The organism is Teichococcus rhizosphaerae, from assembly GCF_002631185.1.
Classification (GTDB): Bacteria; Pseudomonadota; Alphaproteobacteria; order Acetobacterales; family Acetobacteraceae; genus Pseudoroseomonas; species Pseudoroseomonas rhizosphaerae.
Genome location: NZ_PDNU01000003.1, coordinates 349,574 through 368,846, shown reverse-complemented (window position 1 = coordinate 368,846; position 19,273 = coordinate 349,574). Strand labels below are relative to the sequence as shown.

Below are 19,273 nucleotides of genomic sequence, written 5' to 3'. Positions count from 1 at the left end.
CCATGCCGCGTAACGACAAGCCGCACATGCCGGAAGATCCGCTCTGGTACAAGGACGCCGTGATCTACCAGCTCCACATCAAGTCGTTCTTCGATTCGAACGACGACGGCGTGGGCGACCTGCCCGGCCTGATGGCGAAGCTGGACTACATCGCCTCGCTCGGCGTGGACGCGGTCTGGCTGCTGCCCTTCTATCCCTCCCCGCGGCGCGACGACGGCTACGACATCGCCGAATACAAGGCGGTGCATCCCGAATACGGCTCGATGGCCGACATCAGGCGCTTCATCGCCGCAGCCCATGCGCGCGGCATCCGCGTCATCACCGAGCTGGTCATCAACCACACCTCGGACCAGCACCCGTGGTTCCAGCGCGCCCGCCGGGCCAAGCCGGGCTCGGTGCACCGCGACTACTACGTCTGGTCGGACACCGACAAGAAGTACGAAGGCACGCGCATCATCTTCCTCGACACCGAGAAGTCGAACTGGACCTGGGACCCGGTGGCCGGCGCCTATTTCTGGCACCGCTTCTACAGCCACCAGCCGGACCTGAACTTCGACAACCCGCAGGTGATGAAGGAAGTGCTCTCCGTCATGCGCTTCTGGCTCGACGCCGGGGTGGACGGGCTGCGGCTGGACGCCATTCCCTACCTGATCGAGCGCGACGGCACCAACAACGAGAACCTGCCCGAGACGCATGTCGTCCTGAAGAAGATCAGGGCGGCGCTGGACGCGCACGCACCCGGCCGGATGCTGCTGGCCGAGGCCAACCAGTGGCCGGAGGACACGCAGCAGTATTTCGGCGACGGCGACGAGTGCCACATGTCGTTCCACTTCCCCCTGATGCCGCGCATGTACATGGCGATGGCGCAGGAGGACCGCTTCCCGATCACCGACATCCTGCGCCAGACCCCGGACATCCCGGAGAACTGCCAGTGGGCCATCTTTCTGCGCAACCATGACGAGCTGACGCTGGAGATGGTCACCGACAAGGAGCGGGACTACCTCTGGGAAACCTACGCCTCCGACAAGCGGGCGCGCATCAACCTCGGCATCCGCCGCCGCCTGGCGCCGCTGCTGGAGCATGACCGCCGCCGCATCGAGCTGATGAACTCGCTGCTGCTCTCCATGCCCGGCACGCCCGTGCTGTATTACGGCGACGAGATCGGCATGGGCGACAACATCCATCTCGGCGACCGCGACGGCGTGCGCACGCCGATGCAGTGGTCCCCCGACCGGAACGGCGGCTTCTCCCGCGCCAACCCGGCGAAGCTGGTGCTGCCCGCCATCATGGATCCCGTCTATGGCTACGAGGCGGTGAATGTCGAGGCGCAGTCGGCCGACCAGCACTCGCTGCTGAACTGGACGCGGCGGATGCTCGCCGTGCGCCGACGGCACAAGGCCTTCGGCCGCGGCAGCTTCGGCTATCTTTATCCCGGCAACCGCAAGGTGCTGGCCTATCTGCGCGAGCATGAGGGCGAGACCATCCTCTGCGTCTGCAACCTGTCGCGCACCGCGCAGGCGGTGGAGCTGGACCTGTCCAACTTCGCCGGCCGCGTGCCGGTCGAGCTGCTGGGCGGCACCTCCTTTCCGCCGATCGGCCAGCTCACCTACCTGCTGACGCTCCCGCCCTACGGCTTCTACTGGTTCGTCCTCGCCACAGAGGCGGCGATGCCCGCCTGGCACAACCCGGCGCCGGAACCCATGACCGAACTTTCCACCCTGGTGATGCGCAGCGGCCTGGGCGAGGTGCTCGCCCCCGCCTCGCGCAAGGTGATCGAGCAGGACGCCCTGCCGAAATACCTGACGAAGCGGCGCTGGTTCGCCGGCAAGGATGCCGGGGCGCTGGAGCCGCGCCTGGCCTTCGCCGAGGCGCTGGCCGGCCGCACCGTGGAGGTGCTGCTGGCCGAGGTGGAGGTGGCGGAGGGCACGAGCCATGCCCGCTACCTGCTGCCGCTCGGCATCGCCTGGGAGGACGAGACCAGCGCCGCCCTACCGCAGCAGCTGGCGCTCGCCCGCATCCGCCGCGGCCGCCGCGTCGGCGTCCTGACCGACGCCTTCGCCCTCGATGCCCTGCCCTGGGCCGTGCTTCGCGGCCTGGCCGAGAAGGCGGTGATGCCGCTTTCCGAGGGCGAGATCCGCTTCATGCCCACCACCCTGTTCGATGCCGCCGCCTTCTCGCAGGATGCGGAGATCCGCCGCCTCTCGGCCGAGCAGTCCAACTCCTCGCTGATCATCGGCGACCAGGCGGTGCTGAAGCTGGTCCGCCGCGTCACGGAAGGCATCAGCCCCGAGACGGAGATGACCCGCCACCTGACCGAGAAGGGCTTCGGCCAGACCGCGCCGCTGCTGGGCGAGGTGGTGCGGGTGACGCCGGACGGCACGCCGCGCACGCTGGTCGTGGTGCAGGGCTTCGTCCGCAACCAGGGCGACGGCTGGGGCTGGACCACCGACTATCTGAGCCGCACCGTCGGCCAGATCGCCATGACCGAGGCACCGGCGGGCGAGCAGGAGGACGTGTTCTCCAACTACACCATGTTCGCCACCGCCCTTGGCCGGCGCCTGGCCGAGATGCACGCGCTCCTGGCAGAGGACAGCGACGACGCGGCCTTCAGCCCCGAGCCCGTGACGGCGCAGGACGCGCGGGCCTGGGCGCAGGCGGCACGCACCCAGATCGAGGCCGCGCTGAAGGCGATCGGTGCCGCCAGGGACTGGGCGAACCCCGAGGACGCCGAGCGCGCCCAGCGCCTGCTGGCGGGCAGGGACGGATTGCTGGCCGCGGTGGACGGCCTCGCCGCCGCCGCCGAGGGCGCGCTCAAGACGCGCATCCATGGCGACTTCCATCTCGGCCAGGTGCTGGTGGTGCAGGGCGATGCCTGCATCATCGACTTCGAGGGCGAGCCGGCCAAGACGCTGGAACAGCGCCGCGCCAAGTCCTCGCCGCTGCGCGACGTGGCGGGGCTGCTGCGCTCCTTCGACTATGCCGTGGCGACGGTGATGCCGGAGCTGGAGGCCACCGCGCCGGAAGGCGATGGCCGCCGCGCCGCGCTGCTGGCGGAGTTCCACGGCCGCGCCAGCGCCGCCTTCCTCGACGCCTACCGCGCCGTGCATGCCGAGACGCCGCGCCCCTGGGTGCGGCCCGAGGCGGAAGCCGCGCTGCTCGACCTCTTCCTGCTGGAAAAGGCCGCCTACGAAATCTGCTACGAGGCCGCCAACCGCCCGACCTGGCTGCGCATCCCGATGCGCGGTCTGGACGAGCTGGTCGGCCGCCTCCCGGCGAAGGACTGACGCATGGCCGAGACCACGCTGATCCCCGAGGCCATCCACGCCCTGGCGGAGGGCCGCCATGGCGACCCCTTCGCCGTGCTGGGCCCGCACGACACCCCGGCCGGGCGGGTGGTGCGCGCCATGCTGCCCGGAGCCGTCTCCGTCGCGGCTCTGGCGCCGGACGGCACGGCCCACCGCCTCGCTCCCCTGCACGCGGCGGGTCTGTTCGAGGGGCCGGTGCCGGCGGGCGGGCGCTACCTGCTGCGCATCGACTGGGGCGGGGCGGTGGAGGAGGTCGAGGATCCCTATTCCTTCGGCCGGCTCCTGGGCGAGCTGGACATCCACCTGCTGCGCGAGGGCACCCACCGCGACATCGCCCGCTGCCTCGGCGCCCACCCGATGGAGGTGGATGGCGTGCAGGGCGTGCGCTTCGCCGTCTGGGCGCCCAATGCCCGGCGCGTCTCGGTCGTGGGGGACTTCAACAACTGGGATGGCCGCCGCGCGCCCATGCGGCTGCGCCAGGAATGCGGCGTGTGGGAGATCTTCCTCCCGCGCCTCGGCCCGGGCGCCGTCTACAAGTTCGAGCTGCTGGACCCGAATGGCAGCCTGCTGCCGCTGAAGGCCGACCCTGTCGCCTGGCAGGCCGAGCCCGCCCCCGCCACCGGCTCCGTGGTGGCCGACACGGCGGCGATCCGCGTGGCGCCGCGCCCCATCCCGCCCGGTGATCCGGCGGCGCAGCCCATCTCGGTCTATGAGGTCCATGCCGCCTCCTGGATGCGCGGCGAGGACAACCTGCCCCTCTCCTGGGAGGAGCTGGGCGACAAGCTCATCCCCTATGTGAAGGAGATGGGCTTCACCCATGTCGAGTTCCTGCCCGTCATGGCGCATCCCTTCGGCGGGTCCTGGGGCTACCAGCCGCTCGGGCAGTTCGCGCCGCAGGGCGCGCTCGGCCCGCCGGAGCACTTCGCGCGGCTGGTGGAGCGGTTCCACGAGGCCGGCATCGGCGTCATCCTGGACTGGGTGCCGGCGCACTTCCCGACCGACACGCACGGCCTCGCCCATTTCGACGGCACCGCGCTCTACGAGCACACCGACCCGCGCGAGGGCTTCCACCAGGACTGGAACACGCTGATCTACAACCTCGGCCGGCGCGAGGTGCGGAACTTCATGATCGGCAGCGCGCTGCACTGGCTGGAGCATTACGGCGTGGACGCGCTGCGCGTCGATGCCGTGGCCTCCATGCTCTACCGCGACTACAGCCGCAAGGAAGGCGAGTGGGTGCCCAACATCCATGGCGGGCGCGAGAACCTCGAGAACATCTCCTTCCTCCAGGAGCTGTCCAACGTCGTCGCCGAGCGCTGCCCGGGCAAGCTGCTGATCGCCGAGGAATCCACCGCCTTCCCCGGCGTCACGCGCAAGGCCCATGAAGGGGGGCTCGGCTTCGACTTCAAGTGGAACATGGGCTGGATGCACGACACGCTCCACTACATGGAGCGCGACCCGATCTACCGGCAGTACCAGCATGGCGGCATGACCTTCGGCATGGTCTATGCCTATTCCGAGCGCTTCATGCTGCCGCTCTCCCATGACGAGGTGGTGCACGGCAAGGGTTCGCTGATCGGCAAGATGCCCGGCGACGACTGGCAGAAATTCGCCAACCTCCGCGCCTACCTGGCCTTCATGTGGACGCATCCGGGCAAGAAGCTGCTGTTCATGGGCGGCGAGATCGGCCAGTGGCGCGAATGGAGCCATGACCGCTCGCTCGACTGGCACCTGCTGGACGAGCCGCGCCATGCCGGCCTCCAGCGCATGCTGCGCGACCTCAACCGCCTCTATGCCCGCACGCCCGCGCTGCACGCGCTGGACTGCGACCCGGCCGGCTTCCGCTGGGTGGTGATGGACGATGCCGCAAACAGCGTCCTCGCCTTCCTGCGCCTCGGACCGGAGGGCAGCAGCCCCGTGCTGGTGGTCTGCAACATGACGCCCGTCAGCCGCTCCGGCTACCGCCTCGGCGCGCCCGCGGGCGGCGCATGGCGCGAGGTGTTCAACTCGGACGCGGCGATCTATGGCGGCGCCAATGGCGGCAATGGCGGCCGCGTGCAGGCGCAGGAGATGGAATCGCACGGCCTGGATGCCTCGCTGGTGCTGGAGCTCCCCGCCCTTTCCACGCTGGTGCTGACGCCGGAGGAGTGATCCCTTGCCCCTGCTCCCCGACTGGCTGCTGCCGGGCCGGCCCGCCCCGCTCGGCGCCACCTGGGACGGGCTGGGGATCAACTTCGCCGTCTTCTCCGCGCATGCGGCCCGGGTGGAGCTTTGCCTGTTCGACCCCTCGGGCCGCAAGGAGGTGGCGCGCCTCGACCTGCCCGAATGCACGGACGAGGTGTGGCACGGCTACCTCCCCGAGGCGCGCCCCGGCCTGGTCTATGGCTACCGCGCGCACGGCCCCTACCAGCCGGAGCAGGGCCACCGCTTCAACCCCAACAAGCTGCTGCTCGACCCCTATGCGCGGCAGATCTCCGGCGCGCTGCGCTGGTCGGATGCGCTGTTCGGCCACCGCCACGGTCCCGGCCGCACCGATCTCAGCTTCGACCGGCGGGACAGCGCCGCCGCCATGCCCAAGGGCGTGGTGGTGGACGATGTCTTCAACTGGGGCGATGACCGCCCGCCCAACGTGCCATGGGACCGCACCGTCATCTACGAGACACATCTGCGCGGCCTGACCATGCGGCGGGACGACCTGGCGCCGCGCGAGCGGGGCACCTTCGCGGCGCTGGCCAGCCCGCCGGTGATCGAGCACCTGCTGCGGCTCGGCGTCACGGCGGTGGAGCTGCTGCCCGTGCAGGCCTTCCTGCAGGACCGCTTCCTGGTGGAGCGGCGGCTGCGCAACTACTGGGGCTACTCCCCCCTCTCCTATTTCGCGCCGGAGCCGGGCTATCTCGCCAGCGGCGGGCTGGACGAGATCCGCGTGGCCATCCGCCGCCTGCACGCCGCCGGCATCGAGGTGATCCTCGACGTGGTCTACAACCACACCTGCGAGGGCGATGGGCTCGGTCCCACCCTCTCCTGGCGCGGCCTCGACAATGCCAGCTACTACCGCCTGCAGCCGGGGGAGGAGCGGCGCTACATCGACGAGACGGGCTGCGGCAACACGGTCAACCTCTCGCACCCCCGCGTGCTGCAGATGGTGATGGACAGCCTGCGCCACTGGGCCACCGCCTTTCATGTCGATGGCTTCCGCTTCGACCTGTGCAGCACGCTCGGGCGCGAGGCGCATGGCTTCGACCCGGGCTCCGGCTTCTTCGACGCCATCCGGCAGGATCCGGTGCTGTCCCGCCTGAAGCTGATCGCCGAGCCCTGGGATCTCGGGCCCGGCGGCTACCAGCTCGGCAACCACCCGCCCGGCTTCTCCGAATGGAACGACCGCTTCCGCGACGGCGTCCGCCGCTTCTGGCGCGGCGATGCGGGGCTCCGCCCCGATCTCGCCGCGCGCCTTTCCGGCTCGGGGGACCTGTTCGAGCGCCGCCGGCGCCGCCCCTGGGCCTCGGTCAACTTCGTCGCCGCGCATGACGGCTTCACGCTGGAGGACCTCGTCAGCCACGAGGAGCGCCACAACGAGGCCAATGGCGAGGGCAACCGCGACGGGCATGGCGAGAACTTCAGCGCCAACTGGGGCGCCGAGGGCGCGACCGACGACCCCGACATCCTGTCGCTGCGCCGCCGGCTGAAGCGGGCCATGCTGCTCACGCTGTTCGCCGCGCATGGCACGCCAATGCTGCTCGGCGGCGACGAGTTCGGCCGCACCCAGCACGGCAACAACAATGCCTATTGCCAGGACAACGAGACCTCCTGGCTGGACTGGAGCCTGGCCGCGGCGCCCGAGGGGCGGAAGCTCGCGGCCTTCGTCGCCCGCCTGGCCGCGCTGCGCCGCCAGCACCCGACGCTGCGCAGCCCCGTCTTCCGCCACGGCGTGACCGAGCCCCTCCCGGGCCTGCCCGACACCGCCTGGTTCGACGCGGACGGCACGCTGATGACGCCGGAGCGGTGGAACGACCCGGAGGGCCGCGTCCTGCAACTGCGGCGCGCCGGCGCGGCCGAGGCGGGGGGCGTCGAGGTCACGCTGCTGCTGCTGAACGCCTCCGAGCGCGACCGGGTGGCGACGCTGCCCGCCCCCGCCCTGGCCTGGGTTTCCGTCCTCGACACGACGGACCCGGAAGCGCCGGGCCACCCGGTGGCCGGCGCAACCCTGCGTCTGGCCGCACGTTCCGCCCGTCTGCTGGTGGCACTACCGCCCCTTGAGGATATCTCCGGATGACGCGACGCTTCTCCTACGGGCCCTCGCCTGACGCCAAGGGCAAGGGCGGTTCCAGCCGGACCGGGTTCCGTCTCTGGGCGCCAGGGCAGCCGGGCGTCACGCTGCAACGGCGCGATGCCGAGCCCGTCGCCATGCAGGCCACCGCCGGTGGCTGGTGGGAATGCGAGGCGGCGGCCGCGCCCGGCACCCGCTACCGCTACGCCCTGGGCAACGGCCCCACCGTGCCCGATCCCGCCTCCCACGCGCAGGATGGGGACGTGGATGGCTGGAGCGTGGTGGTGGACCACCATGCCTATCGCTGGAAGCATGGCGACTGGCGCACCCATCCCTGGCCGCAGAGCGTGGTGTACGAGCTGCACGCCGGCGCCATGGGCGGCTTCCGCGGGCTGGTCGGGCACCTGCCGCGCCTCGCCGCGCTCGGCGTCAACACCATCGAGCTGATGCCGGTGAACGACTTCGCCGGGAGCCGCAACTGGGGCTATGACGGCGTGCTGCCCTATGCGCCGGACGAGACCTATGGCACGCCGGACGACCTCAAGGCGCTGGTGGACGCCGCGCATGGCCACGGCCTCGCCGTGATGCTGGACGTGGTCTACAACCATTTCGGCCCGGCCGGGAACTATTGGCACGCCATCGCGCCCGACTTCTTCCGCAAGGACATCAGGACGCCCTGGGGCGACGCCATCGACTTCCGCGAGAAGCCGGTGCGGGATTTCTTCATCGAGAACGCCATCTTCTGGCTCACCGAATACCGTTTCGACGGGCTGCGGCTCGATGCGGTGCATGCCATTCCGGACGACACCTTCCTGCCCGAGCTGTCCCGCCGCGTGCGGGAGGCCTGTGGCAGCCGGCGCGTCTACCTGGTGCTGGAGAACGAGAACAACGACGCCACGCTGCTGGAGAGCGCCTTCGACGCCCAGTGGAACGACGACGCGCATCACTGCCTGCACGTGCTGCTGACCGGCGAGAAGGACGCCTACTACGCCGACTACGCCGACCGCCCGGCCGAGCATCTGGCGCGCTCGCTGGCGGAGGGCTTCGTCTATCAGGGCGAGGTTTCCGCCAATCTCGGCCATGCGCGCGGCAAGCCGAGCGGCCACCTGCCGCCTTCCGCCTTCGTCAACGCGCTGCAGAACCACGACCAGGTGGGCAACCGCGCCTTCGGCGACCGCATCCACAGCCTCGCACCCTCCGACGGGGTGCGCGCCGCGCTGCTGCTGAAGCTGCTCTCCCCCTTCGTGCCGATGCTGTTCATGGGCGACGAGTTCTTCTCCGAGCGTCCCTTCCTGTTCTTCACCGGCTTCCCCTCGGAGGATCTGGCAAAGGCGGTGCGCGAGGGGCGGCGCAAGGAATTCGCCAAGTTCGCCGCCTTTGCCGACCCGGAGAAGCGCGAGCGCATCCCCGACCCCAACGCCCCCGGCACCTTCGAGGCCAGCCGCCTCGACCTGTCCGAGCGCGACAAGCCGGCCCAGGCCGAGGCGGAGCGCTTCGTGACGGACCTGCTGCGGCTGCGCGCCCGCCGCCTCGCCCCACACCTGGCCGAGGCCCGGGCGGTCGGCGCCGAGGCGCTGGGCACGCAGGGCGTGCGGGCGCAGTGGAGGCTGGGCGACGGCTCGCTGCTGACCATCCTGGCGCAGTTCGGCGACACGGCCATTCCCGTCCAGCCCGGCCCGGGCACGCTGCTGGCGGAATCCCTGCCCGGCCTGGGCGCGGCCGTGGCCGAGAACGGCATCGGCCCGCGCGCCGCCATCGCCTGGCTGCAGGAGCCCGCGGCATGAGCGACGATCTGGCCCTGCGGCGCCTGGCCCGTGCCGTCGGGCTGATGATCGACTGGGAGGACGCCAATGGCCGCAGGCAGCAGACCACGCCCGAGACGCTGCGCAGCGTGCTCGGCGCGCTCGGCCTGCCGGCCAATGGCGCGGGCGCGCTGCGCGACAGCACCGCGCGCTTCCGCGAGGCCAGCCGCGCCCTGCCGCCGCTGCGCACCGCCGAGCCCGGCATCGACATCCGCCTGGCGCTGCCGCCCGGCCGCTACAGCCTGACCGCCGAGGACGGCACGCAGGTGGAAGGCATGGCCGAGGCCGCGCCGGGCGGCGCCCGCCTCACCGCCCCTGCCCTGCCCGGCTACTACACGCTGGAGCTGTCCGGCCACGCCCTCACCCTTGCTGTGGCTCCCGCCCATGGCCACCGCATCGAGGATGCCTGCGAGGGTCAGGCGGCCTGGGGGCTGGCGGTGCAGCTCTATTCGCTCAAGCGCACGGGCGATGGCGGCGTCGGCGACTATGCCGCGTTGTGCGCCTTCGCCGCGGCGGCGGCCGCGCAGGGCGCGGATGCCATCGCCATCTCCCCCGTGCACGCGCAGTTCAGCGCCGACCCGAGCCGCAGCAGCCCCTACGCGCCGTCAAGCCGCCTCTGGCTCGACGTGCGCCACGCCGATGGCGAGGACCTGCTGCCGGCCCTGCCGCCCTTCGGCGCCGGGCTTGCGGCGGAATGGGCGCGGCTGGAGGCGCTGCCGATGGTGGAGTGGCCCGCCGTGGCGAAGGCCCGGCTGGCCCGGCTGCGGCAGCTCCACCGCGCCTTCCGCGAGGCGCCGCGCAGCGAGGCGCATGCCGCCTTCGAGCGGTTCCTGGCCGGGGGCGGCACATCCCTCACCCGCCATGCCCGCTTCGAGGCGCTGCATGCCGCCCAGCTCGCCGCCGACCCCGCCCGCTGGCACTGGCGCGACTGGCCCGCCGCGCTGCGCGACCCGGACAGCCCCGAGGTCGCCGCCTTCGCCGAGGCGAATGCCGAGGCGGTGGCCTTCCACGCCTTCGCGCAGTTCCTCGCCGATCGCGGGCTGTCCGCCGCGCAGCGGGCGGCGCGCGAGAATGGCGCGCGCATCGGCCTGATCGCCGACCTCGCCATCGGCGTCGATGGCGGCGGCGCCGATGCCTGGGCGCGGCAGACCGAGTTCCTGTCCGGCGTCGAGATCGGCGCGCCGCCGGACATCTTCAACGCGCAGGGGCAGAGCTGGGGCATCACCACCTATTCGCCACACGGGCTGGCGGCCAACGGCTTCGCCGCCTTCCGCGAGATGCTCGCCGCCGCCTTCCGCAACGCGGGCGGGGTGCGGCTCGACCATGTGCTGGGGCTGCGCCGGCTGTGGCTGGTGCCGCAGGGCGGCGGGCCGGCGAGCGGCTGCTACCTGCGCTACCCGCTGGAGGACATGCTGCGGCTGGTGGCGCTGGAATCGCACCGCCACCGCGCCATCGCCATCGGCGAGGATCTCGGCACGGTGCCGGAGGGCTTCCGGCCAAGGATGCAGAAGAGCGGCATCGCCGGCATGCGGGTGATGTGGTTCGAGCAGGCCGGCAAGGGCTTCAAGGAGCCCTCCCGCTGGAGCCGCGAGGCCGTCGCCATGACCTCCACACACGACCTGCCGACGGTGGCGGGCTGGTGGGAGGGGCGCGACCTGCTCTGGCGCGAGACGCTCGGCACCACGCTGGAAGGCCAGGCGGAAACCCGCCGGGAGGAGCGCCCGAAGCTGTGGGCCGCCTTCCGCAAGGCGGGCGTGGCCGAGGGGCCGATGCCCGCTCCGGAAGAGGCCGCGCGCGTGGCCGATGCCGCCGCCGCCTATGTCGGCCGCGCCCGCTGCGCCCTGGCGCTGCTGCCGCTGGAGGATGCCGTGGCGGCGGTGGAGCAGCCCAACATGCCCGGCACCACCGATGAGCACCCCAACTGGCGGCGCCGGCTGGACCCGCCGGTGGAGCGCCTTTTCCACGACCCCGCGATTGAACAGCGCCTGCGCGGCCTCGCCCGGGCGCGGAGAGCCCCATGAGCCACGCGCAGCCCCACCCGGCCGCCAACGCCACCCCCGCCGCCACCCGGCCCCGCGCCACCTACCGCATCCAGTTCCATGCGGAGTTCACGCTGGACGACGCGGTGGCCATCGTCCCCTACCTGTCGCGGCTGGGGGTGAGCCATCTCTACGCCTCGCCCCTGCTGCCGGCCGCGCCCGGCTCCACCCATGGCTACGACATCACCGCGCATGACGCGGTCAACCCGGCGCTGGGGGGCGAGCCGGCGCTGCGCCGCCTGGTGGCCGCGCTGCGCGCCGAGGGCATGGGGCTGCTGCTCGACATCGTGCCCAACCACATGGGCGTGGACGGCCCGCACAATGCCTGGTGGCAGGACGTGCTGGCAAAGGGGCAGGAGAGCGACTACGCCCGCTTCTTCGACATCGACTGGAATTCCGACGACCCTTCGCTGAAGGGACGCATGCTGGCCCCCTTCCTCGGCCGCCCCTATGGGGAGGCGCTGGCCGAGGGCGAGCTGACCCTGGTGAAGGACGGCCCGACGGGCCTGTCCGTCGCCTATTTCGACAACCGCTTCCCCATCGCGCCGCGCGATGCGGAGGCCATCCTCGACGACCCGGAGGGCCTCGCCGGACACGATCCGAAGAGCCTGACGGGCGCCGCGCGGCTGCACGCGCTGCTGGAGCGGCAGAACTACCGCCTCGCCTGGTGGCGCACCGCGACGGACGAGATCAACTGGCGCCGCTTCTTCGACGTCACCGGCCTGGCCGGCCTGCGCGCCGAGGAGCCGGCGGTGTTCGACGCGACGCACGCGCTGATCCTGCGCCTCTACGCCGAGGGGCTGATCGACGGCGTGCGCATCGACCATGTGGACGGGCTGGCCGATCCGGGTGGCTATTGCCGCAAGCTGCGCCGCCGCATGGAGGCCATCGCCCATCGCCGCCCGGCCGAGGCTCCCGCCGGGCCGCCCTACATCCTGATCGAGAAGATCCTGGCGCCCGGCGAGCCGCTGGAGACGCGGTGGAAGACCGACGGCACCACCGGCTACGACTTCATGGACCAGGTCTCGGCCGTGCTGCACGACCCGGCCGGCGAGGCGCCGCTTTCCGCCCTGTGGCGCGAGACCAGCGGCAGCGAGGCGGATTTCCACGCCGAGGAGATCCAGGCCCGCAAGCAGATCCTGCGCGACAACCTCGCCGCCGAGCTGGATGGCTGCGCCCGCGCCTTCCACCACCTGGCGCGCGGCCATCTCCGCTCGCGCGACTTCTCCTTCAACGCCATCCGCCGCGTGCTGGCGCAGCTTCTGGTGCATTTCCCGGTCTACCGCGTCTATGTCCGCAACGGCGCGCCCACGGCGCAGGACGTGGCGGTGCTGCGGCAGGCGGCCGATGCCGCCCGCGCCAGCCTGCGGACCACCGACCACGTCGTGCTGAGCCACCTGCTCTACTGGCTGGCGGAGGAGCCGGTGCGGGAGCGCTCGGCCGGCGAGGCCCGCCGCGCCCTGCTGGTGGCCCGCACCCGCTTCCAGCAGCTTTCCTCCCCCACCGCCGCCAAGTCGGTGGAGGACACGGCCTTCTACCGCTATGGCCGGCTGCTCTCGCGCAACGAGGTGGGCTCCAATCCCGGCCAGTTCGCGCTGCCGCCGGAGGGCTTCCACGCGCTCATGGCCGCCCGCGCCACGGACTGGCCGGGCGCGCTGCTCGCCACCGCCACGCATGACCACAAGCGTGGCGAGGATGTGCGGATGCGCCTCGCCGTGCTGTCCGAGATCCCGGATGAATGGGCCGCCGCGCTGCGCGGCTTCCTGGCCGAGAGCCGGGAGCTGGTGCAGGCGCTGCCCGAGGGGCCCGCCCCCTCGCCGGGCGACGCGGTGATGCTGTTGCAGATGGTCGTCGCCTCCTGGCCGCTGGGCCTGCCGGTGACGGACCGCGCCGGCGTCGATGCCTGGGTGGAGCGGCTGTCCGGCTGGCTCCAGAAGGCGATGCGCGAGGCCAAGCGCCGCTCCGGCTGGGCGATGCCGGACGAGGCCTATGAGGCCGCCACCGCCGGCTTCCTGCGCGGCGTGCTGGATGTCTCGGCGCGCCCCGCCCTGGCCACCGGGCTGCAGGGCCTCGCCGCGCGCATCGCCCTGCCCGGGGCGCTGAAGAGCCTGGCGCAGACCACCCTGCGCATGACCTGCCCGGGCGTGCCGGACCTCTACCAGGGTGCCGAGTTCTGGGACGAATCCCTGGTGGACCCGGACAACCGCCGCCCCGTGGACTACGCCGCCCGCCGCGCCGCGCTGGAGCGGGGCGCGGAGCCACTCGGCCTCCTGGCCGACTGGTCCTCGGGCGCGGTGAAGCAGGCGCTGATCCACCGGCTGCTGCTGGCGCGGGCCGAGGCGCCGTCGCTGTTCACCGGCGGGCACTATGTTCCGCTGCGGCTGGAGGGCCGCCAGGCGGACGCCATGCTGGCCTTCCTGCGCCAGGAGGCGGGCGAGGCCCTGCTGGTGGCGGTGCCGCGCCTGGCCGTGCCGCTGCTCGGCCATGCCGAGACGCTTTCCGTGCCCGACACGGCCTGGAGCGACACGCGCCTGGTGCTGCCCGCGGAGCTTTCCGCGCGCTCCTGGCACTGCCTGCTGACGGGCGCCACCCTGCCCGCCGGCGGCACGCTGCCCCTCGCGGGCAATCCGCTCCCGCTGCGGGTGCTGCGCGCCACAGGTTGAGGCGGGGCCGCCCATGCGGAACGAGCCAGGGCCGGGAAAACACTTCCTGGCCCTGGCGCCGGATTTTCTTGCGAAGCGTTCTCAGTTCCAATAAGCATCCCCACCAAAAGCCCGCCAGAACGAGGACATGCCATGCTTCGCCGCACGATGCTCGCCGCCCTTTCGGTGCTCGCCCTGTCCGCGCCCGTGGCGGCGCGGGCGCAGAATGCGGGGGAGATCAACCTCTACTCGGCCCGCCACTACGACACCGACCGCGCCCTCTACGAGGCCTTCACGCAGGAGACGGGCATCCGCGTGCGGCTGATCGAGGGGCAGGCGGACCAGCTCATCGAGCGCATCCGCAACGAGGGCGCCAACAGCCCGGCCGACGTGTTCCTGACCGTCGATGCCGCCCGCCTCGCCCGTGCCGCGCAGGCCGGCATCCTGGCGCCGCACGGCTCGGCCGTGATCGCCGGGCGCGTTCCCGCCGCGCTGCGCGACCCCGAGGGGCTGTGGTTCGCCTTCAGCCAGCGCGCCCGCCTGATCATGTATGACCGCGAGAAGGGCCGGCCCGAGGGGCTCGACCGCTACGAGGACCTGGCCGATCCGCGCTTCAAGGGCATGCTCTGCACGCGCAGCGGCGCCCATCCCTACAACACCAGCCTTGGCGCCTCGATCCTGATGGCGGACGGGCCGCAGAAGACGGAGGAATGGGCGCGCGGCGTCGTCGCCAATTTCGCCCGCCCGCCGCAGGGCGGCGACCGCGACCAGTTCCGCGCCATCCCCTCCGGGCAGTGCGGCCTCGCCATCGCCAACAGCTATTATCTCGGCCATTTCGGCCGCTCCGAGAAGCCGGAGGACCAGGCGCTGTTCAGGCGCATCGGCGTCATCTTCCCCAACCAGGGCGAGGGCGACCGCGGCACGCATGTGAACATCTCGGGCGGCGGGCTGGTGAAGTCGGCGCCGAACCGCGCCAACGCCATCCGCTTCCTGGAGTTCATGACCACGCACAAGGCGCAGGAAGCCTTCGCCCTCGGCAACATGGAATATCCGGTGGTGGCCGATACGCCGCTGCACCCGGCGCTGGCCGCCATGGGCAGGTTCCGCGCCGAACCGGTGAACGCGGCCGGCAATCTCGACAAGACGCCCGAGGCGCTCCAGATCATGCAGCGGGCCGGCTGGAACTGAGAGGGAAGTAAAGGCCGGGCAGGCATCCTCCCGGCCGGCTTCCTCTTCTTCCTGGCAGGCCGGGGCGCTCCTTCGGGGGCGCCTTTTTCTTTCGGCTCCGCTCAAGGTTGACGGCGCGGGCCTGATCTGTTCCCACCCTCCTGCCTTCTCTTCGCCAGCGTTCAGGGTCGCCATGTCCGCTTCGCCGCCTCCTTCCCGCTTCTTCCATCCGCCGCAGGGGGGCGCGGCATGACAGGCACCACGCCCCGCAAGCCGGCCCCACGCCGGCGCCCCGCCAAGGCCCCGGAGCCCATGGCCGCCAAGGCGCCACGCCGTGCCAAGACGGCCGCGCCGAAGGCCGTTGCCCGCCGCAAGGCCGCGCCGCGCGCCACGCCGCCGGCGGGCGGCAACCCGATCTGGCGCGAGGTGGCCGACTACCTGGCCGGCGTCGCCATGCTGGGCGCCGCCGCCTGGGGGCTGATGGCCTTTCTCGACGTGATCTGAACCGCCCTTCCCCCGCTGGCCCGATCGGCCGCGCTGCGGCAGGCTGTGCCGGTCAACGGGAGGAAGGGTCACCATGGAAATCAGTCTGCGCGGCCGGGCGGCCGTCATCACCGGCGGCAGCAAGGGGCTCGGCCTGGCCATGGCCCGGCGCTTCGCCGCCTCGGGCGCCGATGTCGCCATCCTGGCGCGCGGCCAGGCGGCGCTGGAAGCGGCCGAGCGGGAGATCCGCGCCACGGCGCAGGGGAAGGTCGCCGCCATCGCCTGTGACGTCGCCACCGCCGAGGGCATCCAGGCGGGCCATGACGGCGCCATGGCGGCGCTGGGGCGGATCGACATCGTGGTGAACAATGCCGGCGCCTCCCGCACCGGCGCCTTCGAGACGGTGACGGACGCGGTCTGGCAGGAGGATCTGGACCTCAAGCTGTTCGCCGCCATCCGGCTGACGCGCCTGGCCTGGCCGCAGATGCGCGAGCGCGGATGGGGCCGTGTCATCAACGTGCTCAACACCCATGCCAAGGCGCCCCGCGCCGGCACCGCCCCCACCGCCATCAGCCGCGCCGCCGGGCTGGCGCTGACCAAGGTGCTCTCCGGCGAGGGCGCGCCGCACGGCATCCTGGTCAACGCCCTGCTCGTCGGGCTGATCGAGAGCGACCAGTGGCGCCGGCGCGCCGAGGCCGCCGGCCGGCCGCTCGACGCGCTGCTGGCCGAGATGGGGCGGGGCGTGCCGCTCGGCCGCGTCGGGCGGGCGGAGGAATTCGCCCAGGCCGCCTGCTTCCTGGCCTCGGACGCGGCCTCCTACATCACCGGCACGGCGATCAACGTCGATGGGGGAAGTTGCCCCATCCCCTGACCCGGAGGCGGTGCGCGGGGAGGAGGGCACCGCCTTCATCGCCGCCCTGCGCGCACCGAATCGGCAAGGCCTGGGGGCGATTTGCCCAGCCACTCCACAACCGGCGGCCAGGCCAGTGTGGCCAGGGGAAAACCGCCGGCTGCGGGCCTGGTCAGGGACGGAACGGCGGCTCCAAGCAATTCTTGGCGATCAGGAAGCCGGGCATCGCCGCGCCAGACGGGACGGCCGATGGTTTTCGAGACAGGCCGCACCGCCGGATGCCTTGCGGCGCAAGGCCGGCGGGCCGCTTTCCCGCCGGCAAGAGCCGCCCGGCGCGGCTTTTGGAGCGGGCCGCCACCCTCCCCCGCCCTGCCTTCATTGCCGTTGACCCGCCCCGCCGATCCTGCGGACAAACGGGGATAGGCAAGCGGAAGCCACGCCCCATCGCCGGTTCCTCCGCTCCTGCCCGGATGGGAACGAGGAGTGACGCATGGCCTTGCGTGACGGATTTGTTTTCCAGGCTGGCGACCCCGACCACGGCACCGAGCTCTGGCGCACCGACGGCACCGCCGAAGGCACCTTCCTGCTGCGCGACATCCGCTCCGGGCCGGCGGGCTCCTTCCCCTTCTCCCTGGCCGCGACGGTGGGCGGGCGCCTGCTCTTCACCGCTGATGACGGCATCCACGGCCAGGAGCTGTGGGTGACCGACGGCACGGAGGCGGGCACCACCCTGCTGCGCGACATCCTGCCCGGCGCCTCCGGCGGCTCCCCCTTCGGCTACTTCACCATGGCCGACGGCACGGTGCTGTTCAGCGCGCAGGGCCAGGACTTCAACGCCGAGTTGTGGAGGAGCGACGGCACCGCCGCCGGCACCTACCTGCTGCGGGAACTAGCCCCCAGCGAGACCGGCTCCTTTCCCGGCGGCTTCACCGCCCTGCCCGATGGCCGCGCCGTCTTCACCGCCCACGATCCGCAGGCCGGCGGCCAGCTCTGGATCACCGACGGCACGGCGGCGGGCACCCGCCTCATCACCGCCACCCCGAACGAGAGCGGCATCTCCGACCCGGGCGACCTGGTGGCGCTGGGGAATGGGCGCATCCTGTTCAAGGCTTCCGGCCCGCTGCCCGAGACGGAGGTCTGGGTCACGGATGGCACGGCGGCCGGCACCATCCCCCTCATCGGCCTGCCGCCGGGGGAGAGGCCCTATTACGGCAGCCCCGACTTCACGCCGCTCGGGGCCGGGCGCGCGGTCTTCCACGCCGACAACGGCACGGAAGGGCGCGCGCTCTGGGGCACGGACGGCACGCCGGCGGGAACCGCCCTGCTCCGGCAGTTCGGCACCGGCTTCAGCGGCCAGGGCCCGCAGGAGCTGACGGCGCTGGGCAATGGCCGCGCGGTCTTCGCCGCGGGCGATGCCGAGCACGGCATCGAGGTCTGGGTGACCGATGGCACCGCCGCCGGCACCGTGCTGCTGCGCGACATCGTTCCGGGGGAGCAAGGCTCCGGCCCCATCGGCTTCCAGGCGCTGGGCAATGGACGCGTGGCGTTCACGGTCCAGCAGGCGCCGGAGAATTCCGGCGAGCTGTGGGTGACGGACGGCACCCGCGAAGGCACCACCCTCCTTGTCGCCCTGCCCGAGGGGAGCCGCTTCGCCGCCGAGCTGGTGCCGGCGGGAGATGGCGGCCTGCTGTTCTCCGCCGTCACCGAGAAGACCGGCCGCGAGCTCTGGTATTCGGACGGCACCTCCGCCGGCACGCGGCTGGTGGAGGACATCACCCCCGGCATGGAGGGCTCCTTCCCCACCGGCTTCACCGCCCTGCCCCGGAGCCCGGCCGGAGAGCCGGAGCCGCCGCCCGCCAGCCCCTCCTGCTTCGACGCCGGCTTCTACCTGGCGCGGAACCCGGACGTGCTGGCCGCCGGCCTCGACCCGCGGGCGCATTACGAGGCCTTCGGCTGGGCGGAGGGGCGCGATCCCAGCGCGCTGTTCAGCATCAGCCACTATCTCGGCCAGAACCCCGACGTGCTCGCCGCCCGCATCGACCCGCTGGCGCATTTCAACATGTTCGGCTGGCGCGAGGGGCGCGACCCGAACGCCTTCTTCGACAGCAGCTACTATCTCGCCGCCAATCCGGACGTGGCGGCCGCCCGCCTCGATCCGCTCTGGCACTATGCCGAGCATGGCTACCGGGAAGGCCGTGACCCGAGCATGGCGTTCGACGCGGGAGCCTATCTCGCGGCGAACCCGGATGTGGCCGCCGCCGGGCTGAACCCGCTGGCGCATTACCTACTCCACGGCGCCGCCGAGGGCCGGGAAGTCTTTCCGGTGTGACCTGAAGCGCGGCCCTGCTCCGGCAAGCGGGGCCGCCCGACCGTCCTTCCAGGCCTCGCCCTCCTCGGGGCAGCGCCGCCCTGCGCGCCGGGGCTTTGGCCGCTCCCGGATCTGCATCCGGCGACTCCGCGGCAGGTTGCCGGCGGCGCCATGAAGCGCTGGTTGTGTGCGGGCGTCAGGCTTGGCGATGCATGCCCCATTCCGCCATTTTCCCGCCACATTTGAGATCCACCGCATCAAGCCCCTGATTAATAGGGCTGTCTTGCGAGGCTTTTGCTCCTCCCCGGGCGCTTTCCGGCTGCCGCCCCTTGTTCCTCCAGACCCAATTATGGCGTGAACGTGACGCTGCCTGCCAAATTGGGGCTGGAATAAGGCAGGCATTCGCCCTAATT

General features: G+C 72.0%; 10 protein-coding genes. All 10 read left to right on the top strand.

Annotated elements, in window-relative coordinates; genetic code table 11:
- The first annotated feature begins 2 nt into the window (after positions 1-2).
- The 10 genes from treS (at position 3) to CR162_RS04040 (ending at position 18,881) form a co-directional block, all read left to right on the top strand.
- Entirely contained in the window at positions 3-3,284 is a 3,282-nt protein-coding gene (gene treS / locus CR162_RS04085) for a maltose alpha-D-glucosyltransferase (protein WP_099094242.1), read from the top strand.
- A gap of 3 nt (positions 3,285-3,287) precedes the next feature.
- Complete coding sequence (glgB, locus tag CR162_RS04080) at positions 3,288-5,456, top strand: 1,4-alpha-glucan branching protein GlgB (protein WP_099094241.1); 2,169 nt, start codon at positions 3,288-3,290, stop codon at positions 5,454-5,456.
- A gap of 4 nt (positions 5,457-5,460) precedes the next feature.
- Positions 5,461-7,575 (top strand): glycogen debranching protein GlgX, encoded by a 2,115-nt coding sequence (gene glgX / locus CR162_RS04075; RefSeq protein WP_218014829.1) that lies wholly within the window; start codon positions 5,461-5,463, stop codon positions 7,573-7,575.
- Entirely contained in the window at positions 7,572-9,353 is a 1,782-nt protein-coding gene (gene treZ, locus CR162_RS04070; protein WP_099094240.1) for a malto-oligosyltrehalose trehalohydrolase, read from the top strand. The genes glgX and treZ overlap by 4 nt, the downstream gene beginning before the upstream one ends.
- On the top strand, positions 9,350-11,392 hold the full coding sequence (malQ, locus tag CR162_RS04065) for a 4-alpha-glucanotransferase (RefSeq protein ID WP_099094239.1): 2,043 nt from the start codon (positions 9,350-9,352) through the stop codon (positions 11,390-11,392). The genes treZ and malQ overlap by 4 nt, the downstream gene beginning before the upstream one ends.
- Positions 11,389-14,073 (top strand): malto-oligosyltrehalose synthase, encoded by a 2,685-nt coding sequence (treY, locus tag CR162_RS04060; protein ID WP_099094238.1) that lies wholly within the window; start codon positions 11,389-11,391, stop codon positions 14,071-14,073. The genes malQ and treY overlap by 4 nt, the downstream gene beginning before the upstream one ends.
- A gap of 132 nt (positions 14,074-14,205) precedes the next feature.
- A complete protein-coding gene (locus CR162_RS04055; protein WP_099094237.1) occupies positions 14,206-15,240 on the top strand; it encodes an extracellular solute-binding protein in 1,035 nt (344 codons plus the stop codon).
- A gap of 228 nt (positions 15,241-15,468) precedes the next feature.
- Entirely contained in the window at positions 15,469-15,723 is a 255-nt protein-coding gene (locus tag CR162_RS04050) for a hypothetical protein (protein WP_099094236.1), read from the top strand.
- Positions 15,724-15,796: 73 nt separating this feature from the next.
- Entirely contained in the window at positions 15,797-16,573 is a 777-nt protein-coding gene (locus CR162_RS04045) for an SDR family oxidoreductase (protein WP_099094235.1), read from the top strand.
- A gap of 469 nt (positions 16,574-17,042) precedes the next feature.
- On the top strand, positions 17,043-18,881 hold the full coding sequence (locus tag CR162_RS04040) for an ELWxxDGT repeat protein (RefSeq protein ID WP_099094234.1): 1,839 nt from the start codon (positions 17,043-17,045) through the stop codon (positions 18,879-18,881).
- Positions 18,882-19,273: the final 392 nt, after the last annotated feature.

Coding starts and splice junctions, on each gene's coding strand:
- CR162_RS04050 (WP_099094236.1), top strand. CDS start 15,469: ATGACAGGCACCACGCCCCGCAAGCCGGCCCCACGCCGGCGCCCCGCC.
- malQ (WP_099094239.1), top strand. CDS start 9,350: ATGAGCGACGATCTGGCCCTGCGGCGCCTGGCCCGTGCCGTCGGGCTG.
- treZ (WP_099094240.1), top strand. CDS start 7,572: ATGACGCGACGCTTCTCCTACGGGCCCTCGCCTGACGCCAAGGGCAAG.
- treS (WP_099094242.1), top strand. CDS start 3: ATGCCGCGTAACGACAAGCCGCACATGCCGGAAGATCCGCTCTGGTAC.
- glgB (WP_099094241.1), top strand. CDS start 3,288: ATGGCCGAGACCACGCTGATCCCCGAGGCCATCCACGCCCTGGCGGAG.
- treY (WP_099094238.1), top strand. CDS start 11,389: ATGAGCCACGCGCAGCCCCACCCGGCCGCCAACGCCACCCCCGCCGCC.
- CR162_RS04045 (WP_099094235.1), top strand. CDS start 15,797: ATGGAAATCAGTCTGCGCGGCCGGGCGGCCGTCATCACCGGCGGCAGC.
- CR162_RS04040 (WP_099094234.1), top strand. CDS start 17,043: ATGGCCTTGCGTGACGGATTTGTTTTCCAGGCTGGCGACCCCGACCAC.
- CR162_RS04055 (WP_099094237.1), top strand. CDS start 14,206: ATGCTTCGCCGCACGATGCTCGCCGCCCTTTCGGTGCTCGCCCTGTCC.